Annotated in this window: 18 protein-coding genes; 10 read left to right on the forward strand and 8 right to left on the reverse strand. The window is 72.6% G+C overall.

The window, feature by feature from the left end:
• The first annotated feature begins 24 nt into the window (after positions 1-24).
• Both LG388_RS06850 and LG388_RS06855 read left to right on the forward strand, forming a co-directional pair.
• Complete coding sequence (locus LG388_RS06850; protein ID WP_225782118.1) at positions 25-447, forward strand: barstar family protein; 423 nt, start codon at positions 25-27, stop codon at positions 445-447.
• Positions 448-524: 77 nt separating this feature from the next.
• Positions 525-665, forward strand: coding sequence for a hypothetical protein (locus tag LG388_RS06855; RefSeq protein ID WP_225782119.1), 141 nt, complete (start codon positions 525-527; stop codon positions 663-665).
• 307 nt (positions 666-972) lie between these two features.
• On the opposite strand, the gene rsmA is transcribed toward LG388_RS06855, so the two are convergent.
• From rsmA to LG388_RS06870, 3 genes are read right to left on the reverse strand one after another with little or no spacing between them, the layout of a single operon-like run.
• The gene (gene rsmA / locus LG388_RS06860; RefSeq protein ID WP_225782120.1) at positions 973-1,755 is read right to left on the reverse strand and encodes a 16S rRNA (adenine(1518)-N(6)/adenine(1519)-N(6))-dimethyltransferase RsmA; all 783 of its coding nucleotides are present in this window, start codon (positions 1,753-1,755) and stop codon (positions 973-975) included.
• Between the two features lie 43 nt (positions 1,756-1,798).
• Positions 1,799-3,223, reverse strand: coding sequence for a peptidylprolyl isomerase (locus tag LG388_RS06865; RefSeq protein ID WP_225782121.1), 1,425 nt, complete (start codon positions 3,221-3,223; stop codon positions 1,799-1,801).
• Positions 3,224-3,278: 55 nt separating this feature from the next.
• Positions 3,279-5,855, reverse strand: a complete 2,577-nt coding sequence (locus LG388_RS06870) for an LPS-assembly protein LptD (protein ID WP_225782122.1) — start codon at positions 5,853-5,855, stop codon at positions 3,279-3,281.
• A 137-nt stretch (positions 5,856-5,992) separates the two neighbouring features.
• Here LG388_RS06870 and LG388_RS06875 point away from each other — a divergent pair, with 137 nt between their 5' ends.
• Positions 5,993-7,081, forward strand: a complete 1,089-nt coding sequence (locus tag LG388_RS06875) for an aminoglycoside phosphotransferase family protein (protein WP_225782123.1) — start codon at positions 5,993-5,995, stop codon at positions 7,079-7,081.
• A gap of 19 nt (positions 7,082-7,100) precedes the next feature.
• Complete coding sequence (locus LG388_RS06880) at positions 7,101-7,862, forward strand: 16S rRNA (uracil(1498)-N(3))-methyltransferase (RefSeq protein WP_225782124.1); 762 nt, start codon at positions 7,101-7,103, stop codon at positions 7,860-7,862.
• A gap of 66 nt (positions 7,863-7,928) precedes the next feature.
• Here LG388_RS06880 and pyrF read toward each other — a convergent pair whose 3' ends face one another.
• Positions 7,929-8,753, reverse strand: coding sequence for an orotidine-5'-phosphate decarboxylase (gene pyrF, locus LG388_RS06885; RefSeq protein WP_225782125.1), 825 nt, complete (start codon positions 8,751-8,753; stop codon positions 7,929-7,931).
• A gap of 107 nt (positions 8,754-8,860) precedes the next feature.
• Between pyrF and LG388_RS06890 the strand changes: the two genes are divergently transcribed.
• Both LG388_RS06890 and LG388_RS06895 read left to right on the forward strand, forming a co-directional pair.
• Complete coding sequence (locus tag LG388_RS06890) at positions 8,861-9,289, forward strand: MerR family DNA-binding transcriptional regulator (RefSeq protein WP_225782126.1); 429 nt, start codon at positions 8,861-8,863, stop codon at positions 9,287-9,289.
• Complete coding sequence (locus LG388_RS06895; protein WP_225782127.1) at positions 9,286-9,717, forward strand: PaaI family thioesterase; 432 nt, start codon at positions 9,286-9,288, stop codon at positions 9,715-9,717. The genes LG388_RS06890 and LG388_RS06895 overlap by 4 nt, the downstream gene beginning before the upstream one ends.
• Positions 9,718-9,733: 16 nt before the next feature.
• Here LG388_RS06895 and LG388_RS06900 read toward each other — a convergent pair whose 3' ends face one another.
• The 3 genes from LG388_RS06900 to tsaB are packed head-to-tail and all read right to left on the reverse strand — an operon-like array spanning position 9,734 to position 11,795.
• Positions 9,734-10,528: a uracil-DNA glycosylase family protein gene (locus LG388_RS06900; RefSeq protein WP_225782128.1), complete on the reverse strand. Its 795-nt coding sequence runs from the start codon at positions 10,526-10,528 to the stop codon at positions 9,734-9,736.
• Positions 10,525-11,079, reverse strand: coding sequence for a ribosomal protein S18-alanine N-acetyltransferase (gene rimI, locus LG388_RS06905; RefSeq protein WP_225782129.1), 555 nt, complete (start codon positions 11,077-11,079; stop codon positions 10,525-10,527). Before rimI ends, LG388_RS06900 begins: the two co-directional genes overlap by 4 nt.
• Complete coding sequence (tsaB, locus tag LG388_RS06910) at positions 11,076-11,795, reverse strand: tRNA (adenosine(37)-N6)-threonylcarbamoyltransferase complex dimerization subunit type 1 TsaB (protein ID WP_225782130.1); 720 nt, start codon at positions 11,793-11,795, stop codon at positions 11,076-11,078. The genes rimI and tsaB overlap by 4 nt, the downstream gene beginning before the upstream one ends.
• Positions 11,796-12,039: 244 nt before the next feature.
• On the opposite strand from tsaB, the gene dacB reads away from it, so the two are divergent.
• The 4 genes from dacB to LG388_RS06930 all read left to right on the forward strand — a co-directional run bounded on the left by dacB (position 12,040) and on the right by LG388_RS06930 (position 16,280).
• Positions 12,040-13,569, forward strand: coding sequence for a D-alanyl-D-alanine carboxypeptidase/D-alanyl-D-alanine-endopeptidase (dacB, locus tag LG388_RS06915; RefSeq protein ID WP_225782131.1), 1,530 nt, complete (start codon positions 12,040-12,042; stop codon positions 13,567-13,569).
• 277 nt (positions 13,570-13,846) lie between these two features.
• Positions 13,847-15,415 (forward strand): S9 family peptidase, encoded by a 1,569-nt coding sequence (locus LG388_RS06920; RefSeq protein ID WP_225782132.1) that lies wholly within the window; start codon positions 13,847-13,849, stop codon positions 15,413-15,415.
• 175 nt (positions 15,416-15,590) lie between these two features.
• On the forward strand, positions 15,591-15,992 hold the full coding sequence (locus LG388_RS06925; protein WP_225782133.1) for a VOC family protein: 402 nt from the start codon (positions 15,591-15,593) through the stop codon (positions 15,990-15,992).
• Between the two features lie 27 nt (positions 15,993-16,019).
• On the forward strand, positions 16,020-16,280 hold the full coding sequence (locus LG388_RS06930; protein ID WP_225782134.1) for a VF530 family DNA-binding protein: 261 nt from the start codon (positions 16,020-16,022) through the stop codon (positions 16,278-16,280).
• A 90-nt stretch (positions 16,281-16,370) separates the two neighbouring features.
• On the opposite strand, the gene LG388_RS06935 is transcribed toward LG388_RS06930, so the two are convergent.
• A complete protein-coding gene (locus LG388_RS06935; protein WP_225782135.1) occupies positions 16,371-17,372 on the reverse strand; it encodes an L-threonylcarbamoyladenylate synthase in 1,002 nt (333 codons plus the stop codon).
• Positions 17,373-17,380 lie beyond the last annotated feature (8 nt).

The raw sequence follows: 17,380 nt of genomic DNA on the forward strand, positions 1-17,380 counted from the left end.
TGCTTGGGAGAAGCCTTGACCACCATGGAAGAAAGAAGCCCGGAGACGAATCAGCCCCTGCGTGGCGTTCGCCCGAACATTGTCCAGTCGATCCGCGCCTTCCGCGTGCATGACCTGCAGGAAGCCGCCCATGCGGCCGGCCAGCACTTCCTCTACGCCAACCTGTCGCAGGCGCAGAGCAAGCAGGACGTGCTGGACCTGATCGCGCAGCAGTTCACCTTCCCGGCGCATTTCGGCAAGAACTTCGACGCGCTGTACGACTGCATGACGGACCCGCTGCACAAGTCGGGCCCGCAGCCCGGCTTCGTCGTGGTGCTGGAGCAGATTCCGGCCAATGCCAAGTTCGACAAGGAGGCGCGCGAGCAGCTGCTCGACATCTTCCGCGACGCCGCCGACTACTGGGGCGACCGCAAGGTGCCCTTCCGCTGCTTCTATTCTTTTCTGTAGCCCGTTCTGCAACCACCGGCCAAGCAGAACGGGCCAATCCGGCCCCCGCCGCAGGCGAAGCCGCTGCGGCACCCGCGGTGAGCGGCATCTCGCTCGAAGCCGCCGCCGCTGAAGAAGCGGGCGAGAAGATGCCGACCGACAAGATCGTCGACGTCTCGCCGCTGGCGCTGCGCATGAGCAGCCCCTTCAACAGCAGCTACTGGCTGTCTGCGGCGTAACAAGAGGCACCCCCCAGGCCGCTTCGCGGCTCCCCCTCTCTCGCCTTCGGCGGGAGGGGGGCTGAGCCCGTACACAAAAGGTCCAGTGGACCTTTGGTGACTGGCGAAGAGCGAGGCCACTGGCCTCGCGCGGTCTGCAAGACCTCCCCAGAGGCCTGGCAGAGCCAGTTCCTCGGGGGCTTCGCTTCGCTCGCCGGCCCGCGCATTGCGCGGGCTTTGTTTTGGGCGTGCGGAGTCGGGACCTATGGCGCAACCGGTGCGCTCGCGTCATGCGCGCACGTCTGCGCAGCAGCGGTCGCGCTGAGGATCAGCGCACCACCGGACCGACTTCCTGCGCCAGGGCGACGTATTCGTCGACCGGCACTTCCTCGGCGCGGCGCTGGGTGTCGAAACGGCCGCCGAAGCCGTGCGCGTCCAGCCAGCGGCCCAGCGTATGGCGCAGCAGCTTGCGGCGCTGGCTGAAGGCCAGCTGCACCAGGGCTTCCAGCCGCGCGGCATCCACCTGGGGCGGCTGGGCCAGCGGCTGCATGCGCACCACGGCGCTGTCCACCCGCGGCGGCGGCTCGAAGCTCCCGGGCGGCACGAAGAGGATGTTCTCCATCGCATAACGCCACTGCAGCATCACCGACAGGCGCCCGTAGTCGGCCGTGGCCGGGCGCGCCACCATGCGGTCGATGACTTCCTTTTGCAGCATGAAGTGCTGGTCGCGCACGCGGCCGGCAAAACGCAGCAGATGAAAAAGGATGGGCGTGGAAATGTTGTAGGGCAAGTTGCCCACCACGCGCAGCCCGCCGTGGCCGGCGCCCACCAGCCGGTCGGCCAGCGCGTCGAAATCCACCGCCAGCACGTCGCTTTCGATCACGTCCAGCTGCGCATGCTGGCGCAGGCGCACGGCCAGATCGCGGTCCAGCTCGATCACGCTGAGGCGTCCCAGGCGTTCGACCAGCGGCTGGGTCAGCGCCGCCAGGCCGGGGCCGATCTCGACCATCGGCTCGCCCGCCTGGGGCGCGATCGCCCGCACGATGGCGTCGATGATGGCGTGGTCGGACAGGAAATGCTGGCCGAAGCGCTTGCGCGCGATGTGCTTCATGGGGTCGTCAGGGCGGCGCGGATGCGGTGCGCGCGTTCGGCGTTCAGGAGGTCGGCGGCTCGCGCATTTCCACGTACGCGCGGTGGCGCACTTCCTGCGCCCAGGCCTCGTAGGCCTGCTCCATCTTGCGGTCGCGCAGCACGTTGCGCGCGGCGTCGCGGGCTTCGCGCGGGTCCAGCTTGGCCTCGCGCCGGCCTTGCACCTGGATCAGGTGCACGCCGAACCGCGACACGATCGGGTCGCTGATCTGGCCCGGCTGCAGGCGGTTCATGGCCTCTTCGAACTCGGGCACGAAGCTGCCCGGCACGGTCCAGCCCAGGTCGCCGCCGTTGCGCGCGCTGCCGGTGTCCTGCGAGTGGTCGCGGGCCAGGGCGGCGAAGTCGGCGCTGCCGCTTTGCACGCGGCGCTTGTATTCGGCCAGCTGGGCGGCGATCTGCTCGGCCGTGCGCTTGTCGTCGGGGCGGATGAGGATGTGGCGCACCTGCGTCTGGGTGATGGTCGCGTCGGCGGCACTGGCGCCGCGCTCGCGTGCCAGCAGCTTGAGCACGTGGAAGCCGGCGCCCGAGCGCAGCGGCCCGGCCACGCCGCCGACGGCCGTGTTCTGCGTGGCCTCGACGAACAGCGTGGGATAGCGGTCGGCCGCGCGCAGGCCCAGGGCGCCGCCGGCGCCGCGCGCTTCGGGCGCCTGGGAGAACTCGGCCGCCAGCTTGGCGAAATCCTCGCCGTTGCGCGCGCGCGCCGCGATGTCCTGCGCCTGCTTCTGCACCGCCGCGACCTGCGCCGGGGTGGCGTTCTCGGGCAGGGGCAGCAGCACCTGCGCGATGTTGATCTGCTCGGCCGGCGCGCCGGCGCCGCCGCGCTGCTCGGCCAGGAAGTCGTCGATCTCGCGCTCGCTCACGCGCACGCGCGATTCCAGCTCGCGCTCGCGCAGGCGCGTGAGCAGCAGCTGGTCGCGGATGTTGTTGCGGAACTCCTCGCGCGAGATGCCGGCCTGGCTCAGGCGCTGGTACAGCGCCGTCAGCGTGAGCTCGTTCTGGCGGGCGACCGATTGCTCGCCCTGCTCGATGGCCATCTGGTCCACGCGGATGTTCTGCTCCTTGGCCAGTTGCAGCTGGGCGCGCTCGCTGATGAGCTGTTCCAGCACATCGCGCGTGAGCACGTCGCGCGGCACGCCCGCCGCCCGCGGGCCGGCTTCTTCCAGCACGCGCTGCAAGCGCTTTTGCACCTGCGTGTTGGTGATCGGCTCGGAATTGACCAGCGCCACGATGTACTCGGCGGCGCGTTGCGCGGGCTGGGCGGCCGCCCGCGCGGCAGGCGCCGGCACGGCGACCGAAGGACCGGCCCGCATGATGTCGGTGATGCCCGAGCGTTGCGGCGCGGCGGTGCGCGGCGCGGGCGTTTGCGCGCTCGCGGCCAGGGCCGTCAGGGCCAGCAGAGCCAGCAAGAGTGTGGAGCGCAAGGCGTTCATGGCAAGGCCTTTCTTTCTCGGTGCGTGAGCGAAGCGGTGCAAAACGGAAGCCCGCTCAGTCGTAGTTGCTGAAGCGGCTGGGGGCCAGCTGCGGCAGGCGCAGCGGCTGGTAGCGCGGCACGTTCATCTGCAGGGTGCGCATGGGGCTGGCACCGATGCTGGTGAAGCCCAGGAATTCGATCTGGAACATGATGCGCTTGGTGGAGGTGGCCAAGCCGGTGCTGACCTTCTCGAGCACCACGCGGCCGATGTAGCAGCAGCCGTCGTATTCCACGCCGATCACGGCATCGGTCAGGCCCGGCTTGTCGCTGGCGCTGGTGTACTGGGGAATCCCCAGGCTGTCGTACTTCGCAGGCTTGTCGCGCAGGCTGTAGTTGAGCCGGCCCACGGCGTACCAGCGGCCGCCGCCCTGGCCGCGGCCCGGGCCCAGGTCCTGGCCCTTGTCGCCCCACAGGTCGTTGAGCGGCCACTGCCAGCCGATGTCGATGGACTCGTTGCCGTTGCCGCCGGTCGAGATGCGGTCGGCCTGGTAGCGGTACGAGGCCGACAGCGTGCGGTAGGGGCCGGGCGTGTAGCGCGCCGTGATGGTGCTGCGGTTCGAGCGCCGGTCGTCCGGGTTGTACTGCACCGTTGTGTCCACGCTCCACTTGCGGCTGAGCGTGACCTGCGCGCCCAGCAGCAGGTCGCTGGCGCGGTCGGTGACGGCCGAGGTGCCCGGAATGGTGATGCGCTGGTCGTCGAAGCGGCGGCGCTGCGCGATGCCGAAGCGCGCGCGTTCGGCGCCGGTTTCCGCGTCCAGGAAGCGCGAGGTCAGGCCCACGGTCAGCGAATGGGTGGACGACACGCGGTCGTAGCCCGAGAACTCGTTCTCGGTGAACAGCGTGGCGAAGCTGAAATCGTTGGCCGCCGTGTCGTAGATGGGCAGGTGGTTCTGAGCGCGGTACGGCGTGTAGACGTACATCGCACGCGGCTCCAGTGTCTGCCGGTAGGCCTTGCCGAACAGCGAGGTGTCGCGCTCGAAGGTCATGCCGCTGTCGAGGCTGAAGGTGGGCACCGTGCTGGTGGCCGAGGTGCGGCCGTCGGTTCTCAGCGGGGCCGAGAACGAGTAGTTGACGGACTGCAGCTGCACCTTGGGCGTGATGTACGCGCCGGGCCACACGAAAGGCCGGCTCAGCTGCAGCCGTGCCAGTGCGCGGTCGGCATCGGGCTGGCATTCTTCGCGCGAATCGGTGAGCGTGCATTGCACGCCCAGGCCGGAACGACGGAAGCGCGTGAAGTCCGTGTTGAGCGAGAAGTCGAAGCCGCGCCAGTCGTACAGCGTGTAGTCGGCCGTCAGCTGCGGCAGGCGGTCGTAGGGCGGCAGGATGCGGTTGTCCGGGTCCTGCAGCGTCTGGTAGGACAGGGCGCGCACGCGGCCGCTCCAGTTGCCCTTGCCCCAGTTGAGCGAGGCATCGTTGGGCAGCAGGCGCGTCACGCGCGTGGGCGTGCGGTCGAAGTCCTTCCAGTAGTTGTCGTCGCTCACGCGGTTGATCTGCAGGTCCGCGCTCAGCGAATCCAGCCCGATGTCGCGTGCATTGAAGCTGTGCTGGTGCTTGGCCCACAGGCCCCAGCGCGCGCTGCTGTGGCGCGAGCTTTCGGCGGCCAGCTGGTTGGCCAGCGCCGGGTTGTCGCTGTTGATGGCCTGCGTGATCGCCTCGCTGCGGCGGCTGCTGGGCAGCGAATCGCTGGGCATGTAGTCCAGCCGCACCTCGCCCTGGTACTTGGGCTCCAGGTAGCGGAACTCGCCCGACAGGTTGATGCCGCGCTTGGCCATCACGGTGGGCGTCAGCGTGGCGTCGCGGTTGGGCGCGATGTTCCAGTAGTACGGCAGCGCCAGCTCCAGGCCGTTGACGCTGTCCACGCCCAGGGTCGGCGGCAGCAGGCCGCTCTTGCGCTCGTTGTTGAGCGGGAAGCTCACGCGCGGGATGGGCGGGGTGGGCACGCCGAACACGTGCAGCTGCACGTTCTCGGCCACGCCCACGTTCTCCTCGCTGTCGGTGCGCAGCGATTCGGCCGTCAGGAACCAGGCCGGCGTGTAGCGCTCGGTGTCGTCGCGCCGGCAGGTGGTGTAGGTGGCGCGGCGCGCCACGGCGCGGTCGGCGTCGATGAAGTCCACGCGCTCGGCTTCGCCATGCGCGCCGGTGGCCAGCAGGCGGTAGCGCACGTTGTCGAAGAAGCCCTCGAAGCGTTCCACCTTCAGCTCCAGCCGCGGGCCTTCGTAGACGTTGCCGGCGCGGTTCACGCGCACGTTGCCGGTGGCCGTGGCCAGGTCGTCGGGCTGGTAGTACTCCAGCCGGTCGGCGCGGATCACCGTGTCGGCGCGGCGCAGCTCGGCATTGCCTTCGACGATGGTTTCGAGGTTGGGGCGGCCCGAGATGCGGTCGCCTTCCACGATGCTGGGCCGCCCGCCGCGCTCGGCCTGGGGAATGGTCTCCAGCAGCATGGGGGTGCGCTGCAGGCGCAGGGGCGTTTCGGCTTCCCAGGCCGACTGCTGGGCCCAGGCGGCCTGCGCCTGCAGCAGGGCCAGCGACAACAGGGCCAGCCGCACGGGCGGCCGCTGCCGGGGCCGTTCGGCGCGGGTCAGTTCAGGCATCGAGAAGCTTGCAGCGTACAACGCGGAAGGTGGGCGATGGGGCGGCGCAGTCAGGAACCGGACGACGGCACAGCGCCGGCGCAGGGCCCCTGTCGCGCGGGGCAGCGCAGGGCGGATTTGTAGAATTCGGATTATCCATGACCGCTTTCCCGCCCCCGGCCGCCGGCCTTTCCTCACCGTCCGTGGCCTGGTCCGACCCGGCGCGCGCCGCGTCCTTTTCCCGCTGGATCGAGGCCATTGCCGCCGAGCACCGGCTGCGCCCCGAAACCCTGCGCCTGGCCTCGGCCGACGCGAGCTTTCGCCGCTACCTGCGCATCGACACGCATACCGACGGGCTGGCCCGCATCGTCATGGACGCGCCGCCCGACAAGGAGGACAGCCGCCCCTTCGTGCAGGTGGCCGGCCTGATGCAGGGCGCCGGCGTGCGCGCGCCGCAGGTGCTGGCCTGGAACGAGGCCGAGGGCTTCCTGCTGCTGGACGACCTGGGGGCTCGCACCCTGCTCGACGGCATCCAGCCCGACGATCCCGCGGCCAACCTGCCGCGCTACCAGCAGGCCATCGACGCGCTCGTGCGCTGGCAAATGGCTTCCCGCCCCGGCGTGCTGCCCCCTTATGACGCCGCGCTGCTGCGGCGCGAACTGCAGCTCTTCCCCGACTGGTACCTGGGCCGCCATCGCGGCGTGCAGTTGGGCGACAAGCAGCGCGCCGTGATCGACCGGGCCTTCGCCGTCATCGTCGAGAACAACCTGTCATCGGCGAGCGTGTTCGTCCACCGCGACTTCATGCCGCGCAACCTCATGTTGACGGACGAGGCCACGCTGGGCGTGCTCGACTTCCAGGACGCGGTCTACGGCCCCATCACCTACGACATCGCCAGCCTGATGCGCGACGCCTTCCTGAGCTGGGACGAGTCTTTCGTCCTCGACGTCACGGTGCGCTACTGGCAGGCCGCGCGCAAGGCCGGCCTGCCCGTGCACGAGGACTTCGGCGACTTCTACCGCGCCGTGGAATGGATGGGCCTGCAGCGGCACCTGAAGGTGGCCGGCATCTTCGCGCGCCTGACCCTGCGCGACGGCAAGCCCAGGTACCTGGCCGACACGCCGCGCTTCATTGCCTACATCCGCGCCACGGCCGGCCGCTACCGCGAGCTGATGCCGCTGCTGCGCCTGATCGACGAGATCGAGGGCACCACGCCGCAGGTGGGCTTCGCCTACGGCCGCGTCTGATCCGGTTTTCCTGTCCGCCATGCCGCGCATCCACTGCTCCGAGCCGCTGGCGCCGGGCCGGTCGCTGGCCCTGCCCGCCGGCGCCGCGCGCCATGTCCAGGTGCTGCGCCTGCAGCCCGGCGACGCGCTGACGCTCTTCGACGGGCGAGGCGGCGAATACGCGGCCACCGTGCAGCGCATGGGCCGCAGCGAGGTCGAGGTGCAGGTGGGCGCGCACGACCCGGTCGAGCGCGAGGCCGCCCTGGCCGTGCACCTGGCCATCGGCATGCCGGCCAACGAGCGCATGGACTGGCTGGTGGAAAAGGCGGTGGAGATGGGCGTGGCCAGCCTCCAGCCGCTGGTCACGGCGCATGGCGTGCTGCGCCTGGCCGGCGAGCGCGCGCAGAAGAAGCAGGCGCACTGGCAGGCCGTGGCTGTCGCGGCCTGCGAGCAGTGCGGCCGCAACCGCGTGCCGCCGGTGCATGCGGTGCTGCCGCTGGCGGCCTGGCTGGACGCTCTGCCGGCCGCGGCGCAGGCCCGGCTGCTGCTGGCCTTCGCGCCCGATGCCCGGCCGCTTTCTGTGCTGGCCACGGCGGCGGGGCTCGCCGGACAAGGCGTGCTCGTGCTGGGCGGCCCCGAGGGCGGCTTGAATGTGCAGGAAGAAGCTGCGGCGCGTGCGCGCGGCTTTCAGCCTGTCAGCCTGGGCCCGCGCGTGCTGCGGTCCGAAACGGCGCAGCTCACGGCGCTGGCCGGTCTGCTGGCGCTGGGCGAATCCCGCGCATCGGTGGCGCCGGCCGTCTGAAGCCGCCGCGGGGCGGCCGGTTGCAGGGCCGGGGGGCGATGAGCGTGCAGGCGCGGCCGGCGCCGCTCAGCCCTTGGCCGCTTCCAGCAAGTCGCGCGTGCGCAGCGCCTCGCGGCGCGCGGCGGCGGCGAAGTCGTCGCCCGAGGAGGCGTACAGGATCGCGCGCGACGAATTCACCGCGATTGGCGCGCCGGTGCGCCAGCCGGCGCGCACTGTGGCCACCGCGTCGCCGCCCTGCGCGCCCACGCCCGGGATCAGCAGCGGCACCGTCGGCGCCAGCGCGCGCACGCGCTCGATCTCGTGCGGGTAGGTCGCGCCCACCACCAGGCCCAGCTGGCCGTTGAGGTTCCACGGGCCCTGCGCAAGCGCGGCCACGTGCTCGTACAGCAGCGGTTCGCCCGGCACGCTGGCCAGGCGCTGGCCCTGCAGGTCGCTGCCGCCCGGGTTGCTGGTGCGGCACAGCAGGAAGGCGCCCTTGCCTTCGTACTTGAGGTACGGCGCCACCGAGTCGAAGCCCATGAAGGGCGACAGCGTCACGGCGTCGGCGTCGTAGCGTTCGAAGGCCTCGCGCGCGTACTGCTCGGCCGTGGAGCCGATGTCGCCGCGCTTGGCGTCCAGGATCACGGGCACGCCCGGCGCGTTGGCATGGATGTGGGCGATCAGCTTCTCGAGCTGGTCTTCGGCGCGGTGCGCGGCGAAGTAGGCGATCTGCGGCTTGAAGGCGATGGCGCAGTCGGCCGTGGCGTCGACGATCTGGGCGCAGAAGTCGTAGATCCGGCTCGCGTCGCCCTGGAGCCCCGCCGGAAAGCGCGCGGGCTCCGGATCGAGGCCCACGCACAGCATCGAGCTGTTGCGCTGCTGCGCGGCCTGGAGCTGGTCGATGAAGTTCATGGGGCGGGATTCTAGGTGGCGCCCTCGCGCCGCCCCGGCGGCAGTCGCGCGGGCGACGGCCGGCGCGACCTTCGCACAGTGCGAGCCTTGCTACGCTGCCGCTCACCATGAACATCTCGCAACTGGCGCAGCGCACCGGCGTGTCGGTGCACCGCCTGCGGCGCTACGAAGCCGCGGGCCTGATCCACGCCGAGCGCAGCGCGGCCGGCTACCGGGATTTTGCCGACCGGGTGGTGCGCGAAGTGACCTTCATCGCCATGGGCCGTGCGCTGGACGTGCCGCTGCCGGTGCTGGCCGAGCTGCTGCCGCGCTACCGCGCCGGCACGCTGCGGCTGGACCAGCTGGCCGACCGCCTGCGCGAGCGCGTGGCCCAGGTGGATGCGGCCATCGCGGCGCAGCGCGCCCTGCGCCGCCGGCTGGTGGAACACATCGCCTGGTGCGAACGGCGCCAGCGCGCCGCGGCGCCCGGCCGCTCCCCTTCCTCATCTTCCTCTTCTTCTCCCTCTTCCTCCTCGCGAAAGGACCGCACACCATGACCCCCTCCATGCCCGAGCAGGTGCGCCGCGCCGTGCTCGCCATGCCCATGGCTCAGACGCTGGGCCTGCGCTTCACGCACATCGACGCTGGCGTGGCCGAGCTCGAGCTGCCCGTGCAGCCGGGCTTCTGCTTCCGCCCCGGCCAGCTGCAGGCCACGGCCGTGTTCGCGGCGGCCGATTTCGCCGCCGTCTCGGCCGCCGGCACGCGGCTGCCCGAGGGCTGGATCAACGCCACCATCGACGGCACGCTCAAGCTGCTGGCGCCCGCGCGCGGCAGCCACCTGCGCGCCCGCGGCCGCGTGGTGGATGCCGGGCGGCTGCTGACCGTGTGCGCAGCCGAGGTCTTCGCGGTGGAGGACGGGCAGGAAACCCTGTGCGCCACGCTGCTGGGCACGGCGCGCAACATCGATCCGGCGCGCCGCGCCTGAGCCCGGGGCGCGCCTTTCAGGCCGCGCGCTCGAGGCGCTCGGCGGCCAGGCACAGGTCCACCCAGGCGCGGCCCTTGCAGTCGCCGTTGCGCAGCAGGTAGGCCGGGTGGTAGCTGGCGACGACGGCGCATTCCGCACCCGCCAGCGCCGCCTGGTGCACGCAGCCGCGCAGCCGGCCCAGGGGCGCCTGCTGGCCCAGCAGCCGCTGCGCCGCCAGCGGGCCCAGCGCCAGCACCAGTTGCGGCGCCAGCGGCGCCACGGCGCCGGCGAAGGCGGCCTCGAAATCGAGCGCGCCCTCGGTGTCCGGCTGGCCGGGGGAGGCGCGCCACAGGCGCATCGCATGCACCGGCGCCGTGCCCGCGGGCAGGCGCAGGGCGCGCAGCATCTGGTCGAGCAGCCGGCCGGCCTCGCCGTCGAGCAGGCCGTCGTGGCGGCCGTCGGCGTGGGGCGGCGTTTCGACCACCACCAGCCAGCCGCCGGTGGCGGATTGGCCCTCGCTGGCATAGAGCCGTTGCGGGGCCGTGATGAGCAGCGGCGCGGCGGTGGCGGCAGCAGGCGCCGGCACGGGTGCCGCCGCGGGCAATGCGCTGCGCGGGGCCGGGGCGAGGGCCGGTGGGGGCACCGTGGGCGACGACGGCACCTCGGCCGGATCTGCCAAGGCCTGCGGCCCGGACGGGGGCGCTGGCAGGTGCGCGCGGGGCGCGGGCGGCACGGCCGCTTCGGCAGTCTGGGCCGGCGGCTGCGGCAGCCAGACCTTGATGCCCATCTCTTCCAGCATGGCGCGCTGCCGCGCGTCGAGTTGCAGCGTCATCGCGCCAGGCCTCCCCAGGCGCTGGGCGATTCGTCCAGCCGCAGGCTCATGACGATCGCGTCCTCGCGCCCCCGGGCCGCCGGGTAGTAGGCCTTGCGAACTCCCACGCGCCGGAAGCCCTGGTGTTCATAGACCTCCTGCGCGCGCGCGTTGCTCACGCGCACTTCCAGCCACAGCCAGTGCGCCCGCTGCGCGCGGGCCCAGCCCGTCAGCGCCGCCAGCATCAGCGAGGCCCAGCCCTGGCGCTGGAAGGCCGGCGCCACCGTGATGTTGAGCAGATGCACTTCGTCCACGCCTTTCATGGCGACGAAGTAGCCGATCAGCGCGTCGCCCGCGCCGAAGCGCACGGGCTGCGAGAGCGTGGCCGGGCTGCCGCCCGGCGCCGGCCCGACCAGGCACTGGCAGTGGTAGCCCACGCGCATCGAGTCGATGAAGTTGCCGCGCGTCCACGGATGGCTGTAGGCCACCTGTTCCACGGCCAGCACCGCGTCCAGGTGCTCCGCGGTCATGGCTTCGAGGCGGGCCTCCTGCGAAGACTGCACGGCGCTCATGCCGCCGCTCCGGCCTTGGCCGCCAGGCGCTCGGCCGTGGTCTGCGCCACCTTGTCGCGCACGTAGAGCGGCCAGGCCGCCTCGGGTGGCACGGCGCCGCCGGCCGCCAGCAGCGCCGGCGCCAGCCGCAGCAGCGCGGCGGCCGTGGGCAGGGCCGGCTGGCGCGGCAGGCCGGCGGGCAGGCGCTCGCCGTAGGCGGCGAAGGCGTTGCCGGCCAGCGTCCAGCCCGTGGCGTCGGGCGAGGACGGGGCCTGCACCTGCTCGGGCGCCATCAGCCGCGGCTCGCCGGCTTCGCCCGCGGCCCGCTGCCACAGGCCCTGGCCGTCGCGCCAGAAGGCCTGGGCGTAGACCTCGTCCATGCGCGCGTCCAGCAGCGCCAGCACGCGCGTGGCGCCGCTGCGGGCATGGGCTTCCTCGGCCACGGCCTGCAGCGTGTCGATGGGCAGCACGGGCCGGCCGCTGCCGAAGCCCAGGCCCTGTGCCACGGCGCAGGCCGTGCGCAGGCCCGTGAAGGCGCCCGGTCCGCGGCCGAAGCAGATGGCATCGAGCGCCGACAGCGCCAGCCCGGCTTCGGCCAGCAACTGCTGCACCGCGGGGATCAGCGTGGCGGAGGCCTGCGCGCCGCCGGCCTCGGTGCGGGCCAGTACGGCATCGCCGCGCTGCACGGCCAGGGACAGCACCTCGGTGCTGGTGTCGAAAGCCAGCAGATCAGGCACGGCAGCGCTCCACGGCAGAACAATGAAAAGGAAGCGGCGCGGCGCGCCCGGGGGCCGATGGCGGCGCCGGGGCCGCCGCCGCGCCCAGGCCCACGGCGCGCGGGGGCAGCAGCGGCGGGCGCGGGACGGCGGACGGATCGGGCATCGGGCGATTATCGAGCGCTGGCCGGGGCGCCGCCGTGGCCCGGGCGGCCGGCCCCGTCCGACGCAGGGCGGCCGCCGGCGCTTTGGATAATTCCGCGCCATGTCCGCGACCCGCCCGGCGCTGCGCCGCCCCCGTCCCCTTGCCTTCCTCCGTTCGCTGCCGGCCGCCGCCGGCGCTGCCCTGGCCGCGGCCGCCGTGCTGGGCCTGCCGCCGGCCGCCTGCGCGCAGGCCGCCTCGGCGGCCCCGGCCGCACCCGCCGGTCGCCTGCAGGCCCTGCCGCCCGAAGTCGAAGCCGCCCTCGCCCGCGCCAAGGTGCCCCGCGAGGCGGTGACCCTGCTGGTGGCCGACGCCGAAGGCCTGCGCCCGCCGCGCCTGGCCTGGCGCACGCAGGAGCCGGTGAACCCGGCCTCCATCATGAAGGTGGTCACCACCTACGCGGCGCTGGACCTGCTGGGCCCGGCCTACACCTGGAGCACGCCGGTCTACGTGGACGGCCCGGTCGTCGACGGCACCCTGCGCGGCAATCTCTACATCCAGGGCCGCGGCGATCCGGCACTGGTGATCGAGCGCCTGTGGCTGCTGCTGCGCCGCGTGCAGGGCATGGGCATCCGCCAGATCGCAGGCGACATCGTGCTGGACCGCAGCGCCTTCGACGCCAGCGTGGAGAACGACCCCGCCGCCTTCGACGGCGAGCCGCTGCGCCCCTACAACGCCGCGCCCGACGCGCTGCTGCTGAACTTCCGCTCGGTGGCCATCCACTTCATGCCCGACCGCCACAACCAGGTGGCGCACCTGCGCTTCGAGCCGCCGCTGGCCGGCGTGGCGGTGCAGCCGTCGGTGCCGCTCACGGCTGGCGAATGCAACGCGGGCGGCGACTGGCGCACGAACCTGCGGCCGGACTTCAGCGACCCGCAGCGCATGGTCTTTGCCGGCGGCCTGCCGGCCAGTTGCGGCGAGCGCAGCTGGTCCGTGGCCTACCCCGATCCGCGCAGCTACGCCCTGCGCGCCGTGGGCGGCCTGTGGGCCGAGATGGGCGGCCGCGTGGGCGGCCAGATGCGCCACGGCACCGTGCCCGCGGGCCTGAAGCCGGCCTTCGAGGTGCAGTCGCCGCCGTTGGCCGAGGTGATCCGCGACATCAACAAGTACAGCAACAACGTGATGGCGCAGCAGGTCTTCCTCACCCTGGCGCTGCAGCAGCAGCCGCGCCAGCCGGTGGGCTTCGACGATGCGCGCCGCGCCATCCGCCAGTGGTGGAACGAGCGCATCGGCACCGGCGAGGGCCAGCCGACCTTCGACAACGGCGCCGGCCTGTCGCGCGACGAGCGCCTCACGGCCGCCGGCCTGGGCAGGATGCTGCAGGTGGCCTGGCGCTCGCCGGCCATGTCGGAGCTGATGGCCTCGCTGCCCGCCATCGGCGTGGACGGCACCCTGCGCCGGCGCCAGCTGCGCTCGGGCGGTTCGGCCCACCTCAAGACCGGCACCCTGCGCGACAGCAGCGGCATCGCCGGCTACGTGGACGGCGCCAGCGGCCGGCGCTGGGTGCTGGTGGCCATCGCCAACGACCCGAACGCGGCCGCCGCGCGCCCGGCCTTCGACGCGCTGGTGGACTGGGCCACGCGCGACCAATGAACACAATGAACCCATGGAAAGAAGATGGCGGTGATGCGGCGCCGCCGGCCGGGCGCAGCGTCCGGCCCGACGCCACCCCGCCGCGTGCCCGCGCCGCGGCGACGGGCCAGTGACTGTTACTGATTGCGTCGCGCCCGGCACGTCTCCAGAATGGCGCGGCACCGGCCGTTTCCTCGCTTCGCCGCGGCCCGGCGCCCCATCCATCCAACCGAAGGAGACCCCCTGATGCCCCGCCAGCCGCTGCCCCCTGCCCGCCGCCCCGCACGCCCGCCCAGCCGTGGGCCCGGCGGGCCCGCACCACCGCAGCGCTGCTGGCCACCGCCGTGCTTGCCGCCTGCGGTGGCGGCGGGAGCGGTCCGGTCTTCATCCCCCCGATCGTCAACCCCCGCCGCCGCCCCCGCCGCCCGGGCGCGGCACGCTGGTCGAGCCCGCGAAGCCCGTCGCGCGCCTGTCGGCCGACCAGTTCACCGCCCTGCTGCGCCTGGACGACAAGGGCCGTGCGCTGGAGCAGATCGCCGGCAAGCCCAGGTGCGGCTTCGAACTGCAGGCCATCCACTACCGCACTGTGGGCGGACACGACGAAGAAACCACCGCCAGCGGCGCGCTGATGGTGCCCGCCGGCACCGACCCCGCCTGCAATGGCAAGCGCCCCGTCGTGGTGTACGCGCACGGCACCACCACCGACCGCGCCTACGACCTGGCGCGCTGGATGGAGCCCGGCCAGGCCTCGGCCGCCGAGGGCGTGATCATTGCCGCCATGTTCGCGGCGCAGGGCTACATCGTGGTCGCGCCCAACTATGCGGGCTACGACAAGTCCACCCTGCCCTACCACCCCTACCTCAACGGCACGCAGCAGGCGCGCGACGTGGTGGACTCGCTCACCGCCGCGCGCAGCGTGCTGCCGGTGGCCGGCGTCGGCGACAGCGGCGCGCTGCTGCTCACTGGCTATTCGCAGGGCGGCTACGTGGCGCTGGCCGCGCACCGCGAACTGCAGGCGCTGGGCGAGAAAGTCACCGCCTCGGCCCCGCTGTCGGCGCCCTCGGCCATCAGCCTGCTGACCGACTACAACTTCCTGGGCTGGCCGGCGCTGGGCTCCACCGTCTTCGTGCCGCTGCTGTCCACCAGCTGGCAGCAGCAGTTCGGCAACGTGTACGCCAAGACCGAAGACATCTACGAAAGCCGCTACGCGCCGGGCATCGACACCCTGCTGCCCAGCCTGACGCCCATCAACGACCTCTTCGCCGCCGGCAAGCTGCCGCTCACCGCGCTGTACCCGGCCAACGCCGTGCCCGGCCCGGTGGCGCCCGAACTGCGCGTCTTCTACGGCCCCGACAACCTCGTGCGCCAGAGCTACCTGACCCAGGCCGCCGGTGACGTGATGGCGCGCCCCTGCCCGGGCAACGCGCTGCCTGCCACGGCCGGCTCGCTGGGCAATGCCGCGGCGCTGGACTGCAAGCCCGACAACGGCTTCCGCAAGGCGGCGGTCGCCAACGACCTGCGCAACTGGCTGCCCACGCGTCCGGTCTTCTTCTGCGGCGGTGCCGACGATCCCACGGTCAACTTCCTGAGCACCCGCGCCACGGCCGGCTACTTCGCCGCGCGCGGCATGCCGGCGTCGATCCTGCAGGTGCTGGACCTGGAGGCGGCGGGCGGCGCGAACGACCCGTATGCCGCCGCCCGCGCCGGCTTCGCCCAGGCCAAGGCCCAGCGGTATGAAAGCACCGAAGGCGACGCCGCCGTGAAGGCCGAAGCCGTGCTGCGCGCCTACCACGGCACGCTGGTGCCGCCCTTCTGCGTCGCGTCGGCGCGCGGCTTTTTCCAGGGGGTGCTGGCGAGCGGCGGGTGAGGCGCGGCCCTTGAGGGATGCCTGCGCTGCGCGCAGGTTCGCCGCACCGTGGCTGCCCGCATGCGGGCAGCATTCGCCAGGCCCGGCATAACCACTACGATGCAAGCCCCCAGGGTTCCCGATCGAAATGCGACGAAACCTGGGGGCCGTGCACATTGCCCCACCAGAGACATACATGTTCAGCCACATCATGGTCGGTTCCAACGACCTCCAACGTTCCAAACGCTTCTACGACGCCGTGCTCGGCGTCCTCGGGGCCGGAGAGCCCTTCCAGAACCAGGCCGGTTCGGGCCACAACCGGCTGTTCTATCGGCACGACGGCGCGTCCTTCTGCGTGAGCGAGCCCATCAATGGCGAGCCGGCCACGCAGGCCAATGGCGGCACCATCGGCTTCAAGTGCAACTCGCCCGAGCAGGTGCAGCAGTTCCATGACGTGGCCGTGGCCCATGGCGGCACGTCCATCGAAGAGCCGCCGGGGCTGCGCGAAGGCAAGATGGGAGCGATGTACCTGGCCTATGTGCGCGACCCGGATGGCAACAAGCTGTGCGCGATCCATCGGCCGCCCAAGGCGGCCTGAGCGGCGCCGGATTCAGGCCGCCCCGCGATGACGGCCGGCGTACAGCCCAACAACCCCTTGCACGGCCTCACGCTGGAGGCCATCGTGGTGCGGCTGGCCGAGCACCATGGGTGGGACGGGCTGGCGCGCAAGATCCCTCTCAACTGTTTCAAGAACGATCCGTCGGTGAAGTCCAGCCTGACCTTCCTGCGCAAGACGCCCTGGGCGCGCGAGCAGGTGGAGCGCCTGTACGTTCTGACCTTCGCACCGCGCGAGGCGCGGGGCGATGCGAAGCGGAAGCCGCACTGAACCGAGGCCGGCCGCGGCGGCGCTCGGGCATCCGCGCGTTGCTGAAGACGCAGAACCAGCGAGCTCCCTCGCCGCCTGCCCCTGCCCGGCTCAGGCCGCGGCCGCGCGCTGCAGCCGGTCGCGCACGCCTTCCCATTCGGGCGTGGCGGGCGGCGTTTCGATCCAGATCAGTTTCACGCCCTCGTCGTCGAATTGGCGCAGCACGGCGAAAAGCTGGCGTGCCGTGTCCTCGGCGTCGTCGGGCATGCGGCGCATCAGCAGGCGCTGCGAGGCGCTGCGCAGCGGCGCGCGGGACCACACGGCGATGTGCGCCGCCTGCGCGCCCAGCACGTCCAGGCCGGCCTGCAGGGCCTTGGCGTCCATCAGGCGCACCTTGGCCGTGGGCGCGTAGTGCGCCTCCAGCGTGCCCGAGGCGCGCGGGTCGGGCGCCTGCAGCGCCTCGCGTTCGCGCAGCGGCTGGCCGGCTGCCTGCTCGATCTGCGTGCGCGTGAGCTTGCCGGGGCGCAGCAGCACGGGCGCCCCGCGGCTGCAGTCGACGATGGTGGATTCGATGCCGACCTCGCAGGGGCCGCCATCCAGCACCCGCAGATCGTCGGGGAACTCACCGGCCACATGTGCGGCCGTGGTGGGGCTCACGCGGCCGAAGCGGTTGGCGCTCGGGCCGGCCAGGCCCATCACGCCGCGTTCTGCGCAGGCGATCAGCAGGGCCTGCGCGACCGGGTGGTCGGGGCAGCGCAGGCCGATGGTGTCCTGCCCGCCCGCGGCCACGGCCCCCACGCCGGGCTGCCGCGCCACGATCAGGGTCAGCGGCCCGGGCCAGAAGGCGCGCGCCAGGGCCTGCGCGAAGGGCGGCAGCGGCTGGGCGAAATGCGCAACCGCCGCGGTGCCGGCGGCGCCCGCGGCCACGTGCACGATCAGCGGATGGTCGGCCGGCCGGCCCTTGGCCGCGAAGATGCCGCGCACGGCGTCGTCGTTGCCGGCGTCGGCCCCCAGGCCGTAGACCGTCTCCGTCGGGAAGGCGACGAGCTGCCCGGCCTGCAGCGCGTCGGCGGCCTGCTGGAGGGCGGCGGGGTCGCGGCCGTCGAGGATCATGGCAAGGG

The sequence above is a fragment of the Xenophilus sp. Marseille-Q4582 genome, from assembly GCF_916700565.1.
Lineage (GTDB): Bacteria > Pseudomonadota > Gammaproteobacteria > Burkholderiales > Burkholderiaceae_C > Xenophilus.